This window comes from Tenacibaculum xiamenense (genome assembly GCF_964513065.1).
GTDB classification, from domain to species: Bacteria; Bacteroidota; Bacteroidia; order Flavobacteriales; family Flavobacteriaceae; genus Polaribacter; species Polaribacter xiamenense.
The window spans coordinates 58,725-83,015 of the sequence record NZ_CAZEQU010000040.1; the positions used below are offsets into that span (position 1 = coordinate 58,725).

The window sequence follows — 24,291 nt, forward strand, 5'->3', positions numbered from 1 at the left end:
TACTACCTCATTTTCTTTTTAACAAAATGTAAAATAGTGTACATTTAAGCGATTAAAATTTGAAGACAACTATGCTGTACCAGAACATTAAAATTGATGCAAATAAGGCTGAGCAAATACTTTTTGAGAAGTTTAAAATAGAAGGAACAGCCAAGGAACTTCCGGGAGAAATTGACTTTAATTTTAAGATTAAGTCGACAAACGGGCAATACATACTAAAAATATCTCGCCCTGATGAGAATATTCAGTATTTGGAGTATCAGCAAGCCTTATTGAAACATGTTGAAAGCACAGAAAATAATTTACCTAAAGTAATTGAAGATAGGAATGGAGACTCGATAAGCAGTGTGATTGATGATGAAGGAAATGAAAGATATGTTCGATTATTAAGTTGGGTAGATGGTAGGTTGTGGAGTTCTGTAAATCCCAAATCAAATGAATTGAGGTTCTCTTTAGGACAACATGCAGGACGCTTGACAAAACAGCTTCAAGGATTCGAACATAAAGAGGCACATAGAGAATTTCATTGGGATGTAGCGCAGGGAAGTTGGACTTTGGATCATACAGCATTGTTTTCGGATGAGAAATTAGCCATTTTAAAATACTTTCAACAACGTTTTAAGGAAAACTACAAGGAATATGATAAACTTCGAAAATCTGTAGTTCATAATGACGCTAACGATAACAATGTTGTCGTTTCAACTAACTTAATAAAACCAGAAGTAGAAGCAATAATTGATTTTGGAGATGCTGTTCATACTCAAATTATAAATGATGTTGCCATAACCTGTGCTTATGCAATAATGGGGTTTAACAATCCTTTGGAAGCGGCTTTATCGATTGTTAAAGGGTACCATCAAGAGTTTCCTCTTGAAGAGAAAGAACTTTGTTTTTTATTTGATGCCATTGCAATGCGATTGGTTATATCTGTTACTAAGTCCGCAATTAACAAGTTGAAAGAACCGGATAATGAATATTTGCTGATCTCTGAAAAACCAGCTTGGGAGGTTTTGAAAAAATGGAGAAAAATTTCTCCCGAATATGCAAATTATACTTTTAGAAGTGCTTGTGGTTTCACGGGACATCCAAATGAGTCAATAGTTAAAGAATGGTTAAGTGAGCAAAATGTTGATATTTCAACTATTTTTCCAACGATTGGATCAAAGGACTTTTTACCATTAGATTTGGGCGTGAACAGTTTGTGGTTAGGGAATTATAGTGAGTTCAATGATTTAGACGTATTCGACTTTAAAATTAACCAGTTACAAAAGAAACATCCTAATAAAATAATTGCAGGAGGGTATTTGGAGCCTCGCGCTCTGTATACATCAGATGAATATGAAACTATTGGAAATTATGGAAGGGAAAGTAGAACCATTCATTTAGGAGTTGATTTTTGGGTTCCAGTTGATACTCCTGTTCATTTACCCTTTGATGGAGAGGTTACCACCGTAACAGATAATAATAAGTACAAAGAATATGGAGGCTTAATTATAGTAAAACACCAAGCAAATGGAATTCCGTTTTATACTCTGTACGGTCATTTATCTTTAAAAAGTTTAGAACTGGTTAAGGTTGGAGATAAACTGTCTAAAGGGAGTTGTGTTGGATTTATTGGAAATAGAGAAGAAAATGGTAGTTGGTCGCCCCATCTACATTTTCAGATCATGTTATCAATGTTAAATTTTGAAGATGATTTTCAGGGAGTAGCTTATCATTCGGAAATAGACGTTTGGAAAAGCATCTGTCCAAACCCAAACCTATTATTTAAATCGAAAGCGCTTGAAACATCTTTTAAGTCAAATAAAGAAGATATTTTAAGATATAGAAAAGATCATTTAGGAAAAAGCTTGAGTCTACAGTATAAACAACCTATAAAAATTGTTAGAGGACAAGGAGTATATTTAATTGATGAGTTTGGAAATCGTTATTTGGATACCGTAAATAATGTTGCTCATGTGGGACATGAAAATCCAAAAGTGGTTGAAGCTGGTCAACAGCAAATGGCTGTGTTAAATACCAATTCGAGGTATCTTCATGAAAACATAAATGAATTAGCTCAAGAGTTAATAGAAACATTACCTCCTGAATTAAGTGTAATACATTTTGTAAATTCAGGTTCAGAAGCTAATGAGCTGGCTATACGAATGGTAAAAGCAAATACTCATCAAAAAGATATTATTGCTTCGGAAGTTGGTTATCACGGAAATGCAAATATGTGCATTGATATTTCATCATATAAATTCGATGGAAAAGGAGGAACGGGAGCCCCTGAATTTACTCATATAATTCCTTTGCCAGATACTTTTAGAGGAAAATACACCGGTGAAAGTGCGGTAGAAGAATATGTAAATGAAGTAAAGAGAAAACTTAAATCTATTAAAGATAAAGGAAGAAATGTAGGTGCGTTTATTATCGAACCAATTATTTCTTGCGGTGGTCAGATCGAACTACCTGAAGGCTTTTTATCACAAGCTTATGAGTTAGTAAGAAATGAAGGAGGACTTTGTATTTCTGATGAAGTACAAACAGGATGCGGTCGTATGGGAAAAACTTTTTGGGGATTTCAACTACATAATGTGGTTCCTGATATTGTAACTATTGGAAAACCTCTTGGGAATGGACATCCTTTAGCTGCTGTCGCTTGTACCCAAGAAGTAGCTGAAAAATTTGCTAATGGCATGGAGTATTTTAATACCTTCGGAGGTAATCCTGTTTCATGTGCTATTGGAGCAGCAGTTCTTAAAACAGTAAAAGAAGAAAAACTTCAAGAAAATGCTTTAGAAGTTGGTGAATATTTGAAAAAAAGACTTAAAAAGCTTACAGAAAAGTTTCCAATAATTGGTGATGTTAGAGGGCAAGGACTTTTTCTTGGTTTTGAATTAGTAACAGAAACGAAGGAACCTTTACCTGAAAAAGCTTCTTATTTGGCAAACAGAATGAAAGATTTTAAAGTTTTAATGAGCACCGATGGAATTGATAATAATGTTTTAAAAATTAAGCCTCCGATAATTTTTTCAAAAAGTAATGCAGATGAATTATTGTTTTTTTTAGAAAAGATTTTTATGGAGGATTTTATGATTTCTTAATATCTTCTTTTTTGTTATTTCTTCTGAGTGAGAAAAATATACAAATTTATGTGTCATTTCATTATCCATAAAATTGGCTTTATGCCCTAATTTTGTATAAAGAAAAAATTAGGAATAAATAAATGAAAGCAAAAAGTACACAATTAGCAACATTTGGTGGGGGCTGTTTTTGGTGTATTGAAGCAATATTTCAACAATTAAAAGGAGTGTTACAAGTAACCTCAGGTTACTCTGGTGGCAATGTTCCTGGTGTTCCGACATACAGAGAGGTTAGCTCTGGTAGAACGGGACATGCGGAAGTTATCCAAGTTTTATTCGATACTAATTGTATTAGTTATGAAGAATTGCTTGTCATATTTATGACAAGTCATGACCCTACAACGAATAACACAATTGAAACTGAATACGGAAGTCAATATCGATCAGTAATTTTCTATCATAATAACGAGCAAGAAAAAATAGCTCGTGAAGTATTATTGGAGTTGAAACCAGCTTTTGATAAAACAATAACTACAGAAATTGTTGAGTTTATTAAATTTTTCGAAGCAGAAGATTACCATCAAAATTATTATCAGAATAATGTGGAGGCTCCATATTGTCAAGCGATGATAACGCCCAAATTAGAAAAGTTTAGAAAGCGTTATCAGGAAAAAGTAAAATAGCTCTTTTAAAAAGTTAGAAGAGAAAGTTTACAACCTTATGAGTATACAAATCAAGAATAGTTAAAAAGAAAGGAATAAAATGAGTAGTATTACGGATAGTTCAAGTATAAAAGCCTTAATAAGCTTATTAGAAGATCCTAATGAGCTTATTTATAGCCAAGTGAATGCAAACATTATTGCTTTGGGAGATGAAGCGATTCCTCATTTGCACGATGCTCTGGAAGAGAGTAAAAATGATTTAGAAAAAGAAAGAATAGTAAAAGTATTAGATAAGTTAAAACTTTCCAGTTTAGAAGAAGGTTTGAATATTTGGGCGAATAATCATAAAGATGACCTTTTATTAGGTCTAATGACTATTGCTAAGTATGGAAACCCTAAGCTTGATGAAGAGAAAATTAATAATCTAATTGATGAGATAGTTAACGAGATTAAACCTAAAATAACATATGATGCTCCAGAGGAACTGATTCATTTGTTAAATCAAACAATTCTTTATGATTACGGGTTTAATGGAAATATTCGCAATTATTCAAGTGTTAACAATTCCTATATTGATCGAGTTTTTCATGATAAAGTGAGTAACCCTATAGGATTATCAGCAATTTATCTTATCGTAGCTGAGATTTTAGATATTCCTTTAATAGGAATTAATTCTCCTGGACATTTTGTGCTAGGTTATGTGGACAAGGATTTTTCTCAAGAACAACTGGAAAATGGTAGTGTAATTGAAAATGTGGAGTTTTACATTGATCCATTTAATAACGGTAAAATAATTCAAACTAATAATTTTGATCATTGGTTAAAGGAGATACCTTTTGATCTTGAGGAAAAGCATTATTTACCAGCAACAAATGTAGATATCATTAGAAGAGTGATGAATAACTTAATTCACTCCATTTTTACCTCTGGAAAGAAAGAAACAGCCAAAAAACTGTTACAAATAAACGATAATATTTATTGAGCATAATAATATTATACTTGATTGGCGAATGTTGATAGAGTCTGTTTAATGAAAGTCAATCAAGTATTCTCGTATTGAAGTTAATAATTACAATAAATAGTAAGTTTTGAAAACAAAAATAAATACTCAACATATAGAGTTAGGGAAGGTTTCATGGTACAGAGATTATAGTTTCGCTTTAGAAGAGGCTAATAGACTTAATAAGCCTGTGTTTATACTTTTTCAAGAAGTTCCTGGGTGTCGTACATGTGTTAATTTTGGTATAGAAGCTTTAAGTTATCCTTTAATGGTTGAACTTATAGAAAATGAGTTTATACCTCTAGCCATTTTCAATAATAAGAAAGGGGAAGATGAAGTTGTATTAAAGCTCTATAATGAGCCATCTTGGAATAATCCAGTTGTTCGAATAGTGAATTCTGAAGGGAAAGATATTGTTCAAAGACTTTCAGATAGTTATAGCCCTTTGGCATTATATGATATAATGGAAACAGCTTTGGTTAAACTTGGGAAAATAATATCTGGTTTTATGAAAACGGTTAGAGATGAGCTTATATTGAAGTATGGAAACATTCAAGAAGTTATTTATGAAACACCTTGCTTTTGGTCTGGAGAAACTTCAATGATTCAACATGAAGGAGTTTTAACAACTGAAGCTGGATGGGTTGGTTATAAAGAAGTGGTGAAGGTAAAATTTAATACGGAACTAACTTCAGTGGAAGAATTGAATTTATATGCCATAGATCAAGGATTTTATTTACTGGAGTCGTGGGAAAACTACAGAGTTGATAAAGCGCCTCAATACTATATTAGCAACAGCAATTATAAATATCTTCCATTAGGTGAAGTGCAGAGAGCAAGAATAAATAAGGCAATTCCTTATAAAGAAAATCCTAACCAATATTTAAGCACGAAGCAATTGAATTTTTTTGAAAACCTTGGTAATACTAACGGGATTTATCCTAATAATTACCAACGACCCATAGAAGAAAGTTGGAAGTATTTTAAGTAAGAGAAAAATCTTGATATTGGAAAAACATAACTCGGAAGGTCAATCGTCCTATTAAAATTCAATGATTATTAGTACTTTAGATTTTGACTTACTATTTCAATTTAACTACTACTACATAAAAACGGAATTCACCGAAAATTAGATAAATGACTGAAAAACTAAAATCTAAGAAAATGCTTTTTCTATATGTACTCGTGGTATTAATAAGTATTCCATTATGGATGTATTTTTTTAATCACTATAATTTCAACAAAACACAAAAAGTTTATAAGGAAAAATATATTAAAGAGTTAGGCAAAAGTAACTTACCTAAGTTTGAATCTTTGGATTTAGAAGGACACAGGTTTTTCGCTGGAAAAACAACAATGCCTTTTATGGATTTAAAAGTGTTTCATCCATTTAATGATAATAGAATAGCTTTGTTTCTTACTGGAGGTGAAAAACAAAAGAACAAGGTATATATTTATGAGAATAAAAACTTTAAGAATATTGCGCATGATTTGAAATTAGAAGGTTTCGATGAGGCCGCATATTCAATGGTTTTTGTTGATATTGATAATGATGGATCCAAAGAAGTTATTGTCGGTTATCAATCTGGAATTTATAGCTACAAGTTCGATAATGATAGACAAATGTATCAAGAGCCTGTTAAAATATCTGATATTCCCGATGCAAGTATTCCTCATGATATAAGCTTCGCCGATACCAGTAAATCTGGTTTTCAAGATTTATTTGTTTGTACTTTTGTTGATTTTGCACACTTCACGTCGGCAACTTATCATGATACTACGAATAAAAGAGCAAACATCTTTCTAAAAAACAAAGGAAATGGAACATTTGTAAATATGACCAAAGAGGCCAATTTAGAACTTGTTGAAAATACGTATTTGTCAAAATTTGTCGATATTAATAATAATGGATATCCTGATTTAGTTGTAGCTCCAAATACGAACATAGGACTCATTTATGAAAACTTAGGTAATGGTACATTCAAAAAGCATCAGCTTCCAATAGATTATGGTTTTTGGATGGGACTTGCTGTTGATAAAATATCCAAAGAAAACGATAAGTACTATATTTTTATGAGTAACGTTGGAAATAGCTTCCCTGTTTTCTTATTGAGAGGTGATTTAGAAAAGAATGAAAAGTTTCAAAAAGATTATGTGCTATTAGAGCAAGTAAGTGGTTTTGAGTTTAAAGATGTTACTAAAAAGAAAAACCTTTATTCTAATGTGTTTGGTTGGGGAGTTGCGTTTTCTGATTTAAATAATAATGGAAGAAAAGATGCCATAATAACAGAAAATTATATAAAATTTCCATTGGCTTATCATAAGAGTTTCCCATCAAAAGGAAAAGTATTTATGCAGTCAAAGAATGGCGAATTTGCGTCTTTTCAAAATGAAATGAACTTGACCAATACTAATTTTGGTTACAGAGTGTTAACTCATGATTTTACAGGAAATGGTTATGAAGATGTTGTAATTGGAAATGTAGATGGACCTGTGAAGATTTTTTTTAATAAGGGAATTGAATAATTAAATTGAATAATTAGAATGAAAGTTAAAGGAGTTAAAAAGGCAATAATTAAAACTCTATTTATTATTATAACTATGATAACAACTAATAACTACGCGCAAGAAAGAAGTAATTGGGTTCCTAAAAATTATAAGATAACTGGAACATGGAGTTTTGTTACAAAAAATAATCAGAAGTACCTGGTATTTGGAGAAGATTTTAAGACCAGTAGAGGTCCAGATGTGAAAGTATATTTGTCAAAAAAGAGCATTGGAAACATAGACAAGAGAGAATCTGTAGATGAGGGCGGTGTTTTTTTAGGGGAAATTAAGTTTTCTGGAAGTCAGGAGTTTAAAATACCAGAGAGTATTGATCTAAAAACTTATAAAAGTATTGTAATTCATTGTCAGAGGTACTCTGCTGTTTGGGGAGGAAGTAATATAGAGTAAACTGAGGATTATCAATCCACGGCGAAAAACTTATTTCTTTTATATTTGTGAAATAACAGTATTCCTAAAAATTATAAAAGCCATGTCAAATAAGTTAAATAGTGTTCTTCTTACGTTCGTTGCAATCTTTTTTATTTCTTTTAATTCTAATGCTCAAAACTCTAAAGAAGATCAACAAAAGAAGGAGATTATTGCAATAATGAAGGCTCAGGAAAAAGCTTGGTCGGAAAATGACTTAAAAGGTTTTATGGCTGGTTACTGGAAAAGTGACTCTTTAAAGTTTTATGGTAGAAACGGAGTAACAAAAGGATGGGCAAAGACATTAGCTAATTATGAAAAAGGGTATCCTACAAAAGAGCATACAGGAGAGTTAAAATTCAAGATAAATGATATTTCCAAAATTAATGAAGGGGCTTACTTTGTAATGGGTGAGTACCACCTTACAAGAAAAGCTGGTAATGCAAACGGTATTTTCATGATTATCTTCAAGAAGATTAATGGAAAATGGAAAATTATTGCCGATACATCATGTTAATTGTGTAATAGTATTTATTGCTGTTGACTAATGAGGAAAGTTGAGATTGCTCTGAAGAATGTTTTATCTGAAGATAGAATAGAAGAATTCTTATCTGTAGGCACATTGATAAAGATAAAGAAAGGTGAACATTATATTAGGGAAGGAGAAATACCTAAAAAATTAGGCTTTGTGCTATCTGGATTATTTCGATATGTTTACATTAACCAAGAAGGAAAAGAGTATACGAAAGGCCTAGTTCAAGAAAATACTTTCCTTACTTCGTATTCTGCTATGATTACAGAAACATCTTCATATTTCTTCGTTGAAGCCCTTGAAGATGCTGAACTATTTACAATCAGTTATGAGAAATGGAAAAGACTCCTAGATTCTGATAATTATTGGTATAAATTTCTAGTATCTTTTGTAGAAAAGGGATTCATCACAAAAGAAAAAAGAGAAAGAGATTTGTTATTGTTAAATGCCGAAACGCGTTACCGAGATTTTCTCCAAAATTATCCCGAAATAGAAAATAGAATTAGTCAAACTATTATTGCTTCTTATTTAGGTATTCAACCTGAATCCTTAAGTCGTATCCGAAAAAAAATGGGCACTTAACATAGGTCAATGCGGAGGTGGATGCTAGGTTCTACTTTTGAAATCAAATTTTAAAAGTAGAATAATGGATTTAAAGAATAACACAATTTTAATTACTGGGGGAAGTTCAGGAATCGGTTTAGAGTTGAGTAGAGAGCTTGTTAAACGTAATAACGAGGTTATTGTATGCGGTCGCTCAATAGAGAAATTACAGAAAGCAAAAGAATATATTCCTGAATTACATATTTTTCAATGTGACATTTCATCTTCCGAGCAATGTAAAGAGTTAATAAACAAGATTGTTCAATTATTTCCCAAACTCAATGTATTAATTAACAACGCGGCTATTGTTCATAAAACCAGCTTTACTGAAACCGAAGGAATTGTATCTATGGCAGAAAAAGAAATAGCTGTTAATCTAACGGCTCCAATACAATTTAGTAGTTTGTTAGCTGATCATTTTACAGGAAAGGATAATGCAACAATAATAAATGTTACTACCGGTTTGATATATATGCCAAGAATTGATTATCCATTTTACAATGCAACGAAAGCAGCGTTACATTCCTTTACAATGGTTTTAAGACTCCAGTTGGCTCTCAAAAGAATTAAAGTAACTGAAGTAATGTTTCCTGCAGTAGATACCCCATGGCATAACGGAAATCCACCTAAGATTGCAATTCCTGTCGAAAAAGCAGTCTCTGAAATGCTTGTGGGGTTAGAAAAAGGTAAATGTGAAATTCGCATAGGAGGTGTAAAATTGTTATACTTTTTATCTCGATTGCTTCCAAATTATGCGTTTAAATTAGTTAATAATTTGAAGGATAAGTAATCAGTTCGATTTCATTAATTTTTATGTAGAAACAAATAAATTTAACTAAAGATTAATTTAAATTTGTGTTTTGTTCTTTACAGAATGGAACGCATTTTTTCATTTTTAATCCATTGAAACCATATTAATTGATGAAGACAGTAGAAATTGTTCTATTAATTATTACATATACCTTATTAATTGTAGCCTTGTTTTTACAATTGATTTGTTATAAAAGAAAAATAGAAACCATAGAAACTGTATACTTTACTATTTCATTGCTTTTACTAATTATTGCAATTACTGTTGATGCTGTTTTTGTACCGCTTCCCCAAGATGCAGAAACAAGTATTGCAACAATGTTATCAATGGTTCTAATAGCAGTTACAACACCTTTGCAGGCCATTTCAGAAAGAAAACTAACAGTTCCAAAAGGAGCGAAAAAGGCACTATTTATTTCAGCTGGAATCTTAATCTGTTTAATAGTAGTAAAAGGTTTTGTAAACTTTTTAGTATTTGTTGATAAATTGGTAGCTCTTTTCCTCGGGATTTCTGTAGTAGTATCAATGATTGTAATTCAAAAGACAACTCCTAAGACCATTACCGCTAGTACTGCGAAAATAGAACGATTTTTAACTTATGGAACTATTATAGTTATTTCAATATCGTTAATAACAAATTATATTTCCGAACTGAATAAAATAAGCCTTAAAATTGGATTTTTATTACCTCTAATCTTTATCATATTGGCTGTTTGTAAAATTTGGGATGACCTTGAAAGGTTGGCTCTGTTTAAAGCTAAAGAAATTAGTGCTACTCAAAACATACATAACTATTCATTTACAAAAAGAGAAAAAGAAATTGCTGAATTGCTTGTGAAGGGAATGACCTATAAACAAATTTCAGAAGAGCTGTTTATTTCTATTCCAACAGTAAAAACACATGTGTCGAATGTGTATAAAAAATGCCAAGTAAATAGTAAGTTCGAACTTATCAAGCTACTTTCTGTTTAGAAGATAAAGTGTTGGTTTATAGTATTCATACTTTTGTATGAATTTCAATACTCACCTCTAATTCGTACTTTTTCATGATTGTTTCTTAGGTTTTCTGTTTACACTTTTGCAGGGAAAACAAAAACTAGCAGAAGTGAAACGTATATTAATTTTTTTGTTAATCTTATTGGGAGGAATGCATTTACGGGCACAAGATAATTCCAATCCCTTTGCAAAGAAAACTAGATTGAATTTTGCAAAAACATATTATGAACTAGGAGGAAGTTATGTGCCATCCTTTACAGGAGAAATACTATCCAATTCGGGAAGAGAAAGTATAAAGCATTCAGGAAGTTTCAACACCAATTTGTCTTGGGGAGGATTTCATTTTTGGGGACATGCAGAATTTTTTGTTTCCTTTCCATTGCGACAATTTCATACAAATGAAAATACGTATAATTTTAAGCATGTTGCAGTGACAGGAGCTCGATTTTTACCATGGGCTTTTCGTGAGAAGAAGCTAAGACCTTACATTGGTTTGAATTGGTCTGCATTTGATTTTCAACAAGGGAATGACCCGATTAATGAAGGTCCTAAATTAGAGAAAAACTTTTCGTTAGTTCCTAATATCGGAATTTTATATGGCTACAAGAATTTTGCTGTAAGATTAGGTGCTGATTTCTTTTTAGATAACGAATGGCAGTACCCTATATCAAAGAACGAATTTGCAACCATCCATACTCCAAAATACAGTTTAAATTTAAGTTTATTGTATTATATGGAAAGCAGTGCCGATAATAAATATGAGAATTCTGAAGAACGTTGGAATAGTTATCCGACCGTTTCAAGTTTAGGTTATAACTCTAATAGTTTTGGAGACTTTTTTGTTGGAATAGGCCCTTCAATTTCTTTTTCATTATCGCAATCGGAATATCTTAATGATAAATATCCATATTTAGAAAAAAGAAAAAGCTCGGAAAGTTATTTTGATATTGCATTGGGGTATCAGTTCAACAAATTGAATATGTTTACAGCACTTTCTTTTAGAAACCCTGAATTTATACGAAGTGCTTTCGGAGAGCAATTACGTATCAAGAAAACGTCGTTTGCTTTGGAGTTTACAAAGTTTTTAACGGACTATAGTGGATTTGCTCCTTATGTTGGATTGAATATAGCCTATGATAAAATTAATCTTACCGAAAAGAACAATACTATTTCATACGAGCATAATTTCAAGAGAGTAGAGCCTGGGTTTACATTTGGATGGGATATTGTTCCAGGTAAAACAGAAGAGTACTTAGTGTTAAGGACTAATTTAAGATGGTATCCTTTCGCAAACTATACGGTAAATGGTAAACGATTTAAAATTGACCAATTAGAATATAACTTAATTCAAGTGCTTTTTTATCCCCAGCGATTTTTAAGAGCAAAAAAAATACGATTATTTTAATGTGGGGGCATTGAAATACACCTGCTATACTTAAAACTTGTTTCCTCAAATACAGGTACCATATTCTGTAACTTAATTAAGCTAGTAGGATGCCACAGCCATAAGGTTGTGGCTTTTTTTTAAAAATTACTTAATCTCTTCCCACTCTGATTTATGGATTCGGAAAATATTAACTGCATTACCATGGTAATCCGTTTTTTTATCTACGGTCATTCCGTTTTTGATAGCAACATTTTCGGAAGGTTTATTGGTTAAGCTAATAATTGAAATAATAGAATTGGCTAAGTTATTTTCGAAAGCATAATCCCTACATTTCACTGCAGCTTCGCTAGCAAAGCCACGTTTCCAAAATTTAGGGAGAAGGGAATATCCAATTTCTAATTCTGTCTTTTCATCAACAGTTTGAATTAAAAGACCACAATGTCCAATTAACTCTCCTGACTGTTTTTCAATCATGGCATTCATTCCGCCTAAATTATTTTCGTAACGATGAAATTGTTTATCATACCATTTTTTGCATTCCATTTCTGGACTTTCTAATTCCGAATTCCAGTGAATAGAAGTTAATGGACTTTTATGAAATTCTAACCAATCATCGAAGTCAGAAAGGTTTATTTGTCTAAACAAGATTCTTTCAGTTTCCTGATCTTTTAAAATATATTCCATATTATTTATTCAATAATCATTGCAAATATAACTACATTTTAATAGGTAGTTTTTCAACACACATAAATAAAAACCAGAACTTTTTAGTTGTGGTTTTTATTTATTTTTTTAATGTGTTGATTTTACTTCTTTAAAAAGGTTTTTTAAGTTTTTTAAACCAGATATGGCTCGGTCATTTATGAGCATTTTAAAGTTTGGAAGTAAGTTTTTAATAAAATATTCTTCAGTATTTCTACTTTCCATCATCCATTCAAGATAGGTGTTTTTATTGTCAATTGAATTCAGCTTTATAGTCATTCTTGGTAGCAAAGGGCTGTATTCACTTTCGGTAACAAAAAGTGTCGGTATTTCAACCTTTTTCACTTCAATTTTCAATTTTTGAAGGCCGTTTGGGGGAAGAATTACGTGTTCTAAATATGTTTTTCCCACACTGCCATGGTGCAATTCATTATTAGAAATAATTTTAGTTACTTCAGGAAACCAACGTTGAAAATTTTCCATGTTAGAAATAAATTCAAATACTTGGTTAATAGGAGCTTCAATATCTATGCTTTGTTTTGTTAATACTTTTGTCATAAGGCAAATATTATTTCGATTAGTATTGACAAAATTAGAATCATGCTATCAATTTATCGATAGACATTTGTCCATTAATTAATATCGGTCCTAATTCTACTCAAATGTCTTGGAGTAATTCCTAAATAGGAAGCTATTAACTTAAGAGGCATATTAAGAATAAATTCAGGGTGATTTTCAACAAGCCAAATATACCTAGTTTTAGCATCTTCTTTTTGTAATTGAAAAAACCTATTCTCTAATTTTATAAGATATTTTTCATTCAATGTGCTAAAAAATCGTTGAATTTTTGAGTTGGTATTTATAAGTTTTGTAAGGTTCTTTTTCGAAAAAACGCAGATTTCAGATTTGCTTAATGCTCTTATGCTAATTGGAGATTTTTCGGAAGATATAAATGAAGAGTAAGCAGAAACAAAATCATTAGGAAAAACAATGCAGTAAGTTATTGCTTCCTGAATTTTAGAGGTGTAGTAGGAGTGGAAATAACCAGATGCTACAAAAGCAATTTCATCGCAGAATTCACCTTCTTGAATAAAAAATTCACCTTTTTCTAAAATTCTGGTTTCACAGATGGATAATAAAAGTTTAGCATCTTCTTCTTTTAATATTTCTGAAGAATTAAAATATTCTAAAAGTAATGGTATTGTTGACATTTTAATTTTTTTTATGGCTTGAGTTATTTTCAATACAAAAGAAAAAGATATTACAAAATATTATTTCTAGTAACTTGAAATGATATATTTTAATATAAGAGATATCAGTAAGTTCATATTTACTCAATAAAAAAACCATAACAATTCGATTAACCCGAAAAGCTATGGTTTTCTTTATTTATATAGACAAGTTTTATTTTAAACTTCCAGTCATATCTTCAGGTTTCACCCACTCGTCATACTCTTCAGCAGTAACATAACCTAAGTTAATAGCTTCTTCTTTTAAAGTAGTTCCATTAGCATGTGCTGTATTTGCTATTTCAGCAGCTTTATAATATCCAATTTTGGTATTTAAAGCGGTAACTAGCATTAACGAATTGTTTACTAATTCAGTAATTCTTCCATGGTTTGGTTCAATACCAGCTGCACAGTTTACATCAAATGAAACACAAGCATCTCCAATTAATTGAGCTGACTGTAAAACATTAGCAGCCATCATTGGTTTGAAAACGTTTAATTCATAGTGTCCTTGAGTTCCACCAACGGTTACTGCAACGTCATTACCCATTACTTGAGCACAAACCATAGTCATAGCTTCTGCTTGAGTAGGGTTTACTTTTCCTGGCATGATTGAAGAACCTGGTTCGTTAGCAGGAATAATTAACTCTCCAATTCCTGAACGAGGTCCAGAAGCCATTAAACGAATGTCATTAGCTATTTTATTTAATGAAACAGCCAATTGCTTTAAAGCACCATGAGTTTCAACCAAAGCATCGTGAGCAGCTAAAGCTTCGAACTTATTTTCAGCAGTAACAAATGGTAATTCCGTAAATTCCGCAATATATTTTGCAACTAACACATCATATCCCTTTGGAGTGTTTAGACCAGTACCAACAGCCGTTCCTCCTAAAGCTAATTGAGATAAATGAGCCAATGTATTTTTTAAAGCATTTAATCCAAAGTTTAATTGAGCAACATACCCAGAAAACTCTTGACCTAGAGTTAAAGGGGTAGCGTCCATTAAGTGAGTACGCCCAATTTTTACAACGTCTTTAAAAGCTTCAGATTTAGCCTGTAAAGTATCACGTAATTGTTCAACTCCAGGAATGGTTACTTCTACAATTTTTTTATACGCAGCGATATGCATTCCAGTAGGGAATGTATCGTTAGACGATTGAGATTTGTTTACATCATCGTTTGGTTGAATGGTTTTTTCACCTTCACCAATTACTTTTCCAGCAATTTCATGAGCTCTGTTTGCCACAACCTCATTAACATTCATATTTGACTGTGTTCCAGAACCAGTTTGCCACACAACTAGAGGGAATTGGTCATCGTGTTTACCTGCTAAAATTTCATCGCAAACCTGACCAATTAAATCACGTTTTTCAGCAGCCAAAACACCTAAGTCTGAATTAGCAAAAGCAGCAGCTTTTTTTAAATAAGCAAATCCATATACAACCTCTAATGGCATAGAAGCAGCAGGACCAATTTTAAAGTTATTTCGCGAGCGCTCAGTCTGTGCTCCCCAGTATTTATCAGCAGGTACTTCTACCTGTCCCATCGTATCTTTTTCGATTCTATATTTCATACGAATTCGTTTATTTTAAATGTGTTATTTTTAGTTTGTTACCAGTGTTTATTAATGAAATATCAACATAAACAACCAGCATTTTTATTTGTTTTTCAGTTTTTTGGTAGTTACTATAATATTACCAATTTGCCACTTAAGGACTTCATTATTTAATGATTTAAATAGGTCAAAAATTAATGATGACCAAAATTACAAATTATACTCCTTTTAGGAGTTGATTTTTATTAGATTTTATTGGTCGGAAGAAAAAATAGTTATAATTTTGTAAACCGTAACAATTATTAATATAATACAAATGTTAGATTTTTCAGAATTCTCAGGATTAGTTTTATTCATGTTTATTTTTACAGCTGGATTTTGGTTGTTAATTTTCTTATTAACATTTGTAGTTCCTTACTGGATTGGTGGAACTATCTGGGAAAACATAAAATTAAAAAGAGAAGCAAAGAAAGCTGCTGAAGGTAAGTAAGCAACTTTATTTAAAATATTAAAAAAGCTCGTTCATTTGAACGAGCTTTTTTGTTGGTATAGTTTGTAATTTTAAACAAACTAAAAAATTTATTCTTAGGCTTAATATATTTTATAAATCGGAAGCTTTAAATGAGCTTTTTCATAATGTGGAGATTGCTTGTAAATAAAGTTTAATTGGGCATAGCTATTATTAGCGAAGTTCTCATCATTTTTCATTTTACTATCGAAAGCATCTTTTATAATAGGATTTTCATTTAGAATTTTTTCAGCAATGTCTTCAAATACATAGGCTGAGAAACCTTCTTTTCGTTGTAAAACGGTGTCAAAAAAGTTCCAATTAAAGAAAGAGTCAGGAGCACTGGCTTCTAAAGTTTCAATAATATAACGAATTCCTTTTTGTTGCGTAGGAATATAAATATCACCCTTTTTGAAGGTAACTTCTTTTATGGTTTTATCAACTGATGTATCGTAATGCAAGTAATGACCTTCATAAGCAGATTTTCTAGTACTGTAGTCTTTAATGTGTTGAATTTCGGATAGTATGGTGGTATCCTTTTTAAATTGAATAAATTCAATTTTATTGTTTTCAAGTCTTTGAACTACTTTGTGCCAACCACCTTCCAAAACATAAGCTTTTGGAACATCTATTTCCTTTACAGGAATGAAGTTATTGAAATACTCTATTTCTTTGGTAAAAGGTTTATTTCGGTCATAAAAAAGACGTTTCCCTGTGGTAACTTTACTATCAATATAGCTTGCTTCATACCCTTTAAAATTAAATTTTGAAGGATTATTTCTGTCAGGGACGAAGCTTATAGGGTATTTCTTTTGTTTATACAATTGATTTAAAGATTTAGCTCGTAAATTTTTAATGTTTTTTCGAAATGTTTCTCCGAAATTAAGAGCACCTATCATAATTTCATATGTTTGTTCAACTCTAATATTATAAGGCTTCAACATATGTGTTTCTACCATAAAACCAAGTGTGTTAAATAGGGTGGTATAACCTGTTGAATATCTTGGAGAGTCATAAAATTGAGAAAACCCTTTTTCTGGAGTGCTTCCCCATACGTTTACATATGGCGTTATTGAAATGTTTTTTTCAGCTAAGTGATTTTCAATAAAAGGTCTCATTTCTTTTTCTAAGAGATTTCCTAATGTTCCTCCGAGCTTATTGTGTTGTGTAAATAAATGAGTAATTGCATATTGATAATCCGCACCATTACTTACATGATTATCGATAAAAATCTCAGGGTCAAATAAATGAAATATTTCTGTAAAAGCTGCGGCATTTTTAGTGTCTTGCTTTATGAAATCTCTGTTTAAATCAAAGTTTCTAGCGTTGCCTCTAAAACCATATTCTTTAGGACCATTTTGATTGGCTCTTGAATGAGAATTTCGATTAAGAGCACCTCCGACATTATATACAGGAATTACACCAATAATGGTATTGGAATACACCTTTTTAAGAGAATCATTTTGAACAATATCTCTTAACAAAAGCATGGATGCATCAATACCATCGGATTCTCCAGGGTGAATTCCATTATTGATCAAGATTCTAGTTTTGTCTAAGCGTTTTAAAGATGTCAAATTACTCTGTCCTTCATTATTAAAAATAACAAGGTGTAAGGGGAAACCCGAGTCGGTTTCTCCAATTTCAAAAAGAGATATTTCTGAATATGCTTCAGCTAGATTTTTATAGTAATCAATTACTTCGCTATAAACAGGAGTTTCAGTTCCTTTTGATTTCTCAAACAATGTTGTAAAATCGTACTGTGATTTCTGTTTTTTAGAATTGCAAGCGGTTATAAGTATGACAAATAGTAGTAGGGAAAGTTTTTTCAAAATAAATTATTTAAAATTCTAAAACTAACTTCTTCCATTTAAAAAGAAGTTAGCCATATTTATATTCTTACGGCATCAGGAACTAATCCTGTAAAGTCACCATCGTTTCTAATTACATCTCTTACAATAGATGATGAAATGTAACTTTTACCTGATGAGGTTAACAAGAAAACTGTTTCAATTTCAGAAAGTTTTCTATTTGTATGAGCGATGGCTTTTTCAAACTCAAAATCGGCTGGGTTTCTTAATCCTCTTAATATGAAATCAACATTTTGTTCTTTACAAAAATTAACGGTAAGTCCACTATAAGTAACTACCTTGATTTTAGGCTCATGTTTAAAAGTTTCTTCTATAAACCTTTTACGTTCTTCTAGTGAAAACATATATTTTTTATCAGCATTTATACCAATAGCAATAATAAGTTCATCGAATAAGGTAACTCCTCGTTCTATTATATCAACATGTCCAAGAGTTATTGGGTCAAAAGATCCTGGGAATATAGCTTTTTTCATAATAGTTTGATTTTAATGAGTTGATTATGAGTTTAAAGATTGTTGAATTGCGTTATCAAATAATTCAGAGAGACTAATGCCTCTTTCGTTAGCTTGTTGTGGTAAAATACTCGCTTCTGTAAGCCCCGGAACGGTATTCATCTCTAAAAAATGAGGAATGTCGTTTACCAAAATGTACTCTGAACGAGAGAAGCCAGACATATTTAAAATTTCATATACTTTTTTCGCAACTTCACGAACTTTTTTCTCTTGTGCACCTGTTAACCTTGCAGGTGTAATTTCCTGAGATTGCCCCAAATATTTGGCATCATAGTCAAAAAAGTCATTATCTGAAACAATTTCCGTAATAGGAAGAACCGTAGTTTCCCCTTGATATTCAATAACACCAACAGAAACCTCTGTTCCATCCAGAAAACTTTCAATAAGTATTTCCGAGTCTTCTTTAAAGGCTTTATCTATAGCAGGAATAAGCTCTTCTTCTTTATAAACTTTAGAAATACCAAAGCTGGATCCAGCATTATTTGGTTTTACAAAACAAGGAAGTCCAACTTTGTCAATAATGTCATTGACGGTGTAATGGTCACCTTGATTGAAATAAACTGATTTCGCAGTTGGAATTCCATAATGCTTTACTACACTAAGTGTATCTCTTTTATTAAAGGTGAGTGCCATTTGATAAAATGGGGCAGAGGTATGCTTCATGTCTATTAAATCAAAATAGGCAAGAAGAACACCGTTTTCTCCAGGAGCACCATGAATTGCATTAAAAACACAGTCGAAAGTTATTTTCTGTCCATTCTTAGTAAAAGAAAAGTCGTTCTTATCAATTAGATACTCGTTTTCATCTTCAACAGCTACCCATTTATTTGGTAAAATATGAACTTGATAGGGGGCGTACTTTTCTTTATTTAGGTGCTTAAAAACAACGGCACCACTTTCTAAGGAAATATCCACTTCAGAAGAATAACCTCCCATTACAACAGCTATATTTTTTCTCATTCGAATATTTAAGTAAAATTATTTTTTAATAAAGCTTTATCTTACAAACTTACCAAAAAACTAAGTTAAATTCTGCGTAAGTAGCAATTTTATTAAAGCAATTATATCTACAGGTGAATCTAAAATACCTTTAATTATAGCCGATATTAATTAAATAGATTACTCACCACTTATTTATAAATGCTATTACGTATTTTTAGTGTAAATTTGTTTCGTTTTACTAAAAATTATTATGAGTAACATGTCAGAACGTATTAAGGGGTTGTTCTCGTTTGTTAAGAGCAAAAGCTTTTTTAAACAAGTAGGAATTGCAATTGCTGGAGTATTGATTTTTGTTTTTTTATTACAATGGTGGTTGGGAGTTACAACCAACCATGGACAAAAAATTCAAGTTCCAAATTTAGATAAACTATCATTAGCTGAAGTGGAAAAGAAGTTAAATGAATTTGATTTAGAATATGTAGTAATTGATAGTGCAAGCTTTAACCCGAACTACCCAAAGAAATCGGTTATAGAACAAAACCCTGAGGCAGGTGATTTTGTTAAAGAAAAAAGAAAAATATATTTAACCTTAAATCCTTCAAAATACAGAGATGTAGAGGTTCCTGATTTAAATGGAAGAACCAGAAGGCAGGCAACAACCCATTTAAGATCTATTGGGTTCATTGTTGGAGATAAGGTTACTTGGGTGAAAGATTTAGGAAAAGATGTTGTTAGAGGGTTAAAGTTTGAAGGAAAAAGAATTGAAGCTGGTATTAAGATACCAAAACAATCTACCATCAATTTAATTTTAGGAGACGGAAACGGAGGTTAATAAGAACTGAATGCAAGAAGACAATAAGCAAGATATAGAAAATGATGATTTATTTGAACATCATCGTTTTGTAGCTACTGAAGGACAAGTTCCTTTGCGGGTTGATAAGTTTTTAATGAATTTTATTGAAAATGCAACGCGTAATAAAATCCAACAAGCGGCAAAAGCAGGAAATATTTTAGTAAATGAAGTACCTGTAAAATCCAATTATAAAGTAAAGCCCAAAGACGTAGTTAGAGTTGTACTAGCGTATCCACCTCATGAAAACTTATTGGTAGCTGAAGATATTCCTATCAACATTGTTTATGAAGATGACGAGGTTATTGTTGTAAATAAATCTCCGGGAATGGTGGTGCATCCAGGTCATGGAAATTATTCGGGCACCTTAGTTAATGGGTTAATTCATCATATTGAAAATTTACCGAAAAATAGTAGTGATCGTCCAGGATTGGTTCACAGAATTGATAAAGATACCAGTGGACTCTTAGTGGTTGCTAAAACGGAGTTTTCTATGGCACATTTATCAAAACAATTTTTTGATAAAACAACAGAGCGTTTGTATTATGCATTGGTTTGGGGAAATGTAGAGGAAGATAAAGGAACAATTCAAGGGCATATAGGAAGAAGTTTGAAAGATCGAATGCAAATGACTGTTTTTCCTGATGGAGAGTATGGAAAACCTGCAATTACGCATTATGAGGTTCTAGAACGATTTACCTACGTTACTTTAGTAAGATGTAAATTAGAAACAGGAAGAACACATCAGATTAGAGCACATTTCAAATATATAGGTCATACTTTATTTAACGATGAACGTTATGGAGGAGATCAAATATTAAAGGGAACCACTTTTAGTAAGTATAAACAGTTTGTAGAAAATTGTTTTAAAGAGTTACCTAGGCAAGCATTACATGCAAAAACACTAGGGTTTGTTCACCCAACAAGTGGAGAATATATGGAGTTTAATTCCGATATTCCTAAAGATATTGAAAACTGTTTAGAGAAATGGAGAAGATATTCTAAAAGCTCTACTTCAGAAGTATAAAAAAAGGCATCAATTTGATGCCTTTTTTTATGTTAGTATTATAAAATATTAGTTAAGTGAACTTAACCAAGTTAGTTGTTTTTCAAAATTAACTTTAAAATGCTCTCCAAAGTATAAGTCAAAATGACCAGCGTCATCAACAATAAAGAGTTCTTTAGGATCATTTGCTTTTTCGTAAAGAGATTTGGTTTCTTCAACAGGGTTCACTGAATCCTTTTCAGCTCCAATTAATAATATAGGTATTTTTACTTCTGAAATAAGATTTTCAGGTCTATGCTCAATAGTTTCTCTCATGGTTGAGAATGATAATGATTGATCCATTGACGGATGATGGTGCTCGTTTAAAAACTTTTGAGACTGCTCATCATTCATAAATTTCTTAATAGGAAGTGATAACGTTTTGTTGTTTAAAACCTGTTTAGCTAATATTTTATCAATAGATTTTACGAGTTTTTCTGATTCAGCTTCTGTTTTATCTCCAAAAATAACTCGTGCACCATTTCCAAAAGCTATTTGGGCTATAACGCCTTTCAGCTTATGTTGTTCTATAGAGGCTGCTTCAATAACATTTGCACCACCATAAGACGTTCCCCATAGTATAATATCGTTTATATATTTTAAAGACTCTGCAAAAACTAAGGCATTACGGATGTCTTCGATCTGATTCTTTTTTGATAAAAAACCACTTCTACCAGAGCTTTCACCAAAACCTCTATAATCAAAAGTAATGGCTATAAAACTATTGTTGGCAAAGTTCTCTGCGTATGTTGGTAGTAAAAAATCTTGCACGCCGGCAAAACCATGACATAGGAGAATGGCTGTATACTTTTTTTCTGAATTAAAATCTTTAGGCAAATATATTTTAGAAGAAATTGTTTCTCCTTCTGAATAAAAACTCCTTTCTTCAATACTAATTTGAGATGACATAGTAACTTGTTTTTGTATAAGTATGATTATTCAAATATACTAAGAAAACCAAAAAAAACACTTTTAGGTGGCTTAAGGAAATCACAAAATCCAATAAAGATGTAAAAGTAATTTTTATTGGTAAGTTTTTCACTTACCTTTTTTATTATTTAAGAAAATTGTGTTTCTTTTAAACGCTGTTAAATGCTTGTTTTTTAGATGTTTAGTTTTTGATGTTTTTTTTAAGTTGTTTTATTTCAGGAGGTTATTTTTTCTTTATGTTCTCTGAGAATAGGAAATTTGAAAAAGAAAAAGATATTTACCCGAATACAAAAATCTCAGACAATCAAAGTTTAGTGAATTTTGTCATTGACCAAACTCATAATTCTTTCAAATTGCTCTTTCAGCCCCATATCTGAGTTATCAAATTCAACGGCATCTTTTGCCATAATTAAAGGAGAGTCTTTTCTAGTTGAATCAATTCTGTCTCTTTCTTGAACATTTTGAAGTATTTCTTCATAATTAACGCTATCACCTCTGTCTAAAAGTTCTTTATAACGTCGTTTAGCTCGTTTATCTGCAGAGGCTGTCATGAATAGTTTAAGTTCGGCATCAGGAAAAACTACAGTACCAATATCGCGCCCATCCATTACAATACCCTTGTTTTTTCCCATATCTTGTTGTTCAAGAACTAATTTCTTACGAACTTCAGAAATAGTTGCGACTTTACTTACAAGTTTTGAAACATCAATTGTTCTAATTTCCTTTTCAACATTCTTTCCGTTAAGGTACACCTCCGCAAAACCAAGGGTTTCGTTAAAAACAAAGGAAATGGAAATATTGTTTATATCGTTAATGAGAGCCTCGGTATTAAAATGATTTATTGACACATAGTTTTGCTGCATAGCATATAAAGTAACGGCTCTATACATAGCTCCAGTATCTACATAAATATATTCAAGCTCTTTAGCTAATTCTTTTGCAATGGTACTTTTTCCAGTAGATGAAAATCCATCAATGGCTATCGTTATTTTCTTGGTCATAAATAAATGAGTATGGAATACAAAGATACGGCAGATTTCCTAATATCTTGTCGGATTTTTACCTCTTATGCCTTTATCTAAATCTATTTGAAGTCCAAAGGTGCTTACATTTGATGCAGAATGGAATTTTGAATAAGCATAGTTGAATTTTATGGAGTTCATTCGCAAACCAAAACCAAAGGATAATCCACCGAAAGATCGTATATTTTGTAGTTGAAGTTCTTTACTTCTTCTAAAGTTATAACCAACTCTTAAATTAATGGCGCTTTCAGGGAAAAGCTCTGCTCCAACACTAACATGTCGAAATGCATTATCAAGAAATGAGATACTTTCCTGGGTTGTATTTCCTTCCAAATCTACAGTTGAATTCGAAGGATTGGCGGTGGTAATTTGCCATTTTTGTAAATTATCCACGGTAATATACCATCTTAAAGGCATTCTCTCTAGACGATAAGAAGCAGCAATCGCTATTTCAAAAGGAAGTTTTTCATGAGTTCCATTAAAAGTTGAAAGTTGTACTCCAATATTTCTCGCAACTATACTTAAAATATAGGGTTTACTCGTGCTATAATAAGTTAGTCCAACATCAAACGCTATTCCAGTAGCATCGAAAGAATCAATATTAGAATATATGACTTTAGCATTAATACCATAGTAAAAATCACTCCGAGGAATATTTCTGGCATATCCAACAGAAACGGCAATATCGTTAGCATTAAAGGTACCTTGCTCATTACCTTCTTCATCAGCTCTAATCAATTCGCCATAATTGATGTAGGTAATGTTTCCTTGAAGAGTTTCAAAATGTTTATTAAGTTCATAGGCATATGAAACAGACCCTATTTGAATATCAGATAAATAACTAGTGTAATTTACAGCTAATTGTTTATGCATACGATTACTAATGGTTGCGGGATTCCATGTAGGTTGGTCCACATCATCCATAAGTGTAAGAGTTTTTCCTCCTAACGCTATTTGCCTTGGCGAAGTAGCAATATTTAAAAAAGAAAAGGCATTTTCACCACCAGTTTGAGAAAAGAGGTAAGAACACCATAATAGTAAGAATAACCCAAGTTTTTTTTTCACATGCATAAATATACTTCCACTACAAAAAA

The 24,291-nt window shown here is 31.6% G+C and carries 24 protein-coding genes; 14 read left to right on the top strand and 10 right to left on the bottom strand.

What is annotated here, in order from left to right; translation table 11 throughout:
- The first annotated feature begins 71 nt into the window (after nt 1–71).
- The 11 genes from ACKTTV_RS19485 to ACKTTV_RS19535 all read left to right on the top strand — a co-directional run bounded on the left by ACKTTV_RS19485 (nt 72) and on the right by ACKTTV_RS19535 (nt 12,049).
- Complete coding sequence (locus tag ACKTTV_RS19485) at nt 72–3,089, top strand: aminotransferase class III-fold pyridoxal phosphate-dependent enzyme (protein ID WP_408032558.1); 3,018 nt, start codon at nt 72–74, stop codon at nt 3,087–3,089.
- Nucleotides 3,090–3,211: 122 nt separating this feature from the next.
- On the top strand, nt 3,212–3,751 hold the full coding sequence (gene msrA / locus ACKTTV_RS19490) for a peptide-methionine (S)-S-oxide reductase MsrA (protein ID WP_408032559.1): 540 nt from the start codon (nt 3,212–3,214) through the stop codon (nt 3,749–3,751).
- A gap of 79 nt (nt 3,752–3,830) precedes the next feature.
- On the top strand, nt 3,831–4,712 hold the full coding sequence (locus ACKTTV_RS19495) for a transglutaminase family protein (protein WP_408032560.1): 882 nt from the start codon (nt 3,831–3,833) through the stop codon (nt 4,710–4,712).
- Nucleotides 4,713–4,818: 106 nt separating this feature from the next.
- Nucleotides 4,819–5,721 (top strand): VPGUxxT family thioredoxin-like (seleno)protein, type 2, encoded by a 903-nt coding sequence (locus ACKTTV_RS19500; protein WP_408032561.1) that lies wholly within the window; start codon nt 4,819–4,821, stop codon nt 5,719–5,721.
- Nucleotides 5,722–5,867: 146 nt separating this feature from the next.
- Complete coding sequence (locus ACKTTV_RS19505) at nt 5,868–7,256, top strand: FG-GAP repeat domain-containing protein (RefSeq protein WP_408032562.1); 1,389 nt, start codon at nt 5,868–5,870, stop codon at nt 7,254–7,256.
- Nucleotides 7,257–7,274: 18 nt separating this feature from the next.
- Entirely contained in the window at nt 7,275–7,685 is a 411-nt protein-coding gene (locus ACKTTV_RS19510; RefSeq protein ID WP_408032563.1) for a DM13 domain-containing protein, read from the top strand.
- 82 nt (nt 7,686–7,767) lie between these two features.
- Nucleotides 7,768–8,220: a YybH family protein gene (locus ACKTTV_RS19515; protein WP_408032564.1), complete on the top strand. Its 453-nt coding sequence runs from the start codon at nt 7,768–7,770 to the stop codon at nt 8,218–8,220.
- 30 nt (nt 8,221–8,250) lie between these two features.
- Nucleotides 8,251–8,817, top strand: coding sequence for a Crp/Fnr family transcriptional regulator (locus ACKTTV_RS19520; protein WP_408032565.1), 567 nt, complete (start codon nt 8,251–8,253; stop codon nt 8,815–8,817).
- A 64-nt stretch (nt 8,818–8,881) separates the two neighbouring features.
- Nucleotides 8,882–9,628 (top strand): SDR family oxidoreductase, encoded by a 747-nt coding sequence (locus tag ACKTTV_RS19525; protein ID WP_408032566.1) that lies wholly within the window; start codon nt 8,882–8,884, stop codon nt 9,626–9,628.
- A 131-nt stretch (nt 9,629–9,759) separates the two neighbouring features.
- Entirely contained in the window at nt 9,760–10,620 is an 861-nt protein-coding gene (locus ACKTTV_RS19530) for a helix-turn-helix transcriptional regulator (protein WP_408032567.1), read from the top strand.
- A 133-nt stretch (nt 10,621–10,753) separates the two neighbouring features.
- Nucleotides 10,754–12,049 (top strand): hypothetical protein, encoded by a 1,296-nt coding sequence (locus ACKTTV_RS19535; RefSeq protein WP_408032568.1) that lies wholly within the window; start codon nt 10,754–10,756, stop codon nt 12,047–12,049.
- 126 nt (nt 12,050–12,175) lie between these two features.
- Here ACKTTV_RS19535 and ACKTTV_RS19540 read toward each other — a convergent pair whose 3' ends face one another.
- The 4 genes from ACKTTV_RS19540 to fumC all read right to left on the bottom strand — a co-directional run bounded on the left by ACKTTV_RS19540 (nt 12,176) and on the right by fumC (nt 15,535).
- Nucleotides 12,176–12,715, bottom strand: coding sequence for a GNAT family N-acetyltransferase (locus tag ACKTTV_RS19540; RefSeq protein ID WP_408032569.1), 540 nt, complete (start codon nt 12,713–12,715; stop codon nt 12,176–12,178).
- 108 nt (nt 12,716–12,823) lie between these two features.
- Complete coding sequence (locus ACKTTV_RS19545; protein ID WP_408032570.1) at nt 12,824–13,291, bottom strand: SRPBCC family protein; 468 nt, start codon at nt 13,289–13,291, stop codon at nt 12,824–12,826.
- 74 nt (nt 13,292–13,365) lie between these two features.
- Nucleotides 13,366–13,944: a Crp/Fnr family transcriptional regulator gene (locus ACKTTV_RS19550; RefSeq protein WP_408032571.1), complete on the bottom strand. Its 579-nt coding sequence runs from the start codon at nt 13,942–13,944 to the stop codon at nt 13,366–13,368.
- Nucleotides 13,945–14,137: 193 nt separating this feature from the next.
- Nucleotides 14,138–15,535 carry a class II fumarate hydratase gene (gene fumC / locus ACKTTV_RS19555; protein WP_408032572.1) on the bottom strand — a complete coding sequence of 466 codons (1,398 nt, stop codon included), beginning with the start codon at nt 15,533–15,535 and terminating at the stop codon, nt 14,138–14,140.
- A 298-nt stretch (nt 15,536–15,833) separates the two neighbouring features.
- On the opposite strand from fumC, the gene ACKTTV_RS19560 reads away from it, so the two are divergent.
- On the top strand, nt 15,834–16,007 hold the full coding sequence (locus ACKTTV_RS19560; protein WP_176974425.1) for a hypothetical protein: 174 nt from the start codon (nt 15,834–15,836) through the stop codon (nt 16,005–16,007).
- A 101-nt stretch (nt 16,008–16,108) separates the two neighbouring features.
- Here ACKTTV_RS19560 and ACKTTV_RS19565 read toward each other — a convergent pair whose 3' ends face one another.
- Genes ACKTTV_RS19565 through ACKTTV_RS19575 form a run of 3 tightly spaced genes read right to left on the bottom strand, consistent with a single transcriptional unit; the run spans nt 16,109 to nt 19,368 of the window.
- Entirely contained in the window at nt 16,109–17,857 is a 1,749-nt protein-coding gene (locus ACKTTV_RS19565) for a M14 family metallopeptidase (RefSeq protein WP_408032573.1), read from the bottom strand.
- A 59-nt stretch (nt 17,858–17,916) separates the two neighbouring features.
- A complete protein-coding gene (coaD, locus tag ACKTTV_RS19570; RefSeq protein ID WP_408032574.1) occupies nt 17,917–18,369 on the bottom strand; it encodes a pantetheine-phosphate adenylyltransferase in 453 nt (150 codons plus the stop codon).
- A gap of 24 nt (nt 18,370–18,393) precedes the next feature.
- Entirely contained in the window at nt 18,394–19,368 is a 975-nt protein-coding gene (locus ACKTTV_RS19575; RefSeq protein ID WP_408032575.1) for a D-alanine--D-alanine ligase, read from the bottom strand.
- A gap of 241 nt (nt 19,369–19,609) precedes the next feature.
- Between ACKTTV_RS19575 and ACKTTV_RS19580 the strand changes: the two genes are divergently transcribed.
- Entirely contained in the window at nt 19,610–20,182 is a 573-nt protein-coding gene (locus tag ACKTTV_RS19580; RefSeq protein WP_408032576.1) for a PASTA domain-containing protein, read from the top strand.
- 10 nt (nt 20,183–20,192) lie between these two features.
- Nucleotides 20,193–21,227, top strand: a complete 1,035-nt coding sequence (locus tag ACKTTV_RS19585; RefSeq protein WP_408032577.1) for an RluA family pseudouridine synthase — start codon at nt 20,193–20,195, stop codon at nt 21,225–21,227.
- 48 nt (nt 21,228–21,275) lie between these two features.
- On the opposite strand, the gene ACKTTV_RS19590 is transcribed toward ACKTTV_RS19585, so the two are convergent.
- The 3 genes from ACKTTV_RS19590 to porQ all read right to left on the bottom strand — a co-directional run bounded on the left by ACKTTV_RS19590 (nt 21,276) and on the right by porQ (nt 24,268).
- Nucleotides 21,276–22,154 carry an alpha/beta hydrolase gene (locus ACKTTV_RS19590; RefSeq protein ID WP_408032578.1) on the bottom strand — a complete coding sequence of 293 codons (879 nt, stop codon included), beginning with the start codon at nt 22,152–22,154 and terminating at the stop codon, nt 21,276–21,278.
- A gap of 332 nt (nt 22,155–22,486) precedes the next feature.
- Nucleotides 22,487–23,176, bottom strand: coding sequence for a (d)CMP kinase (gene cmk, locus ACKTTV_RS19595; protein ID WP_408032579.1), 690 nt, complete (start codon nt 23,174–23,176; stop codon nt 22,487–22,489).
- A 39-nt stretch (nt 23,177–23,215) separates the two neighbouring features.
- The gene (gene porQ, locus ACKTTV_RS19600; protein ID WP_408032580.1) at nt 23,216–24,268 is read right to left on the bottom strand and encodes a type IX secretion system protein PorQ; all 1,053 of its coding nucleotides are present in this window, start codon (nt 24,266–24,268) and stop codon (nt 23,216–23,218) included.
- Between the last annotated feature and the right edge of the window lie 23 nt (nt 24,269–24,291).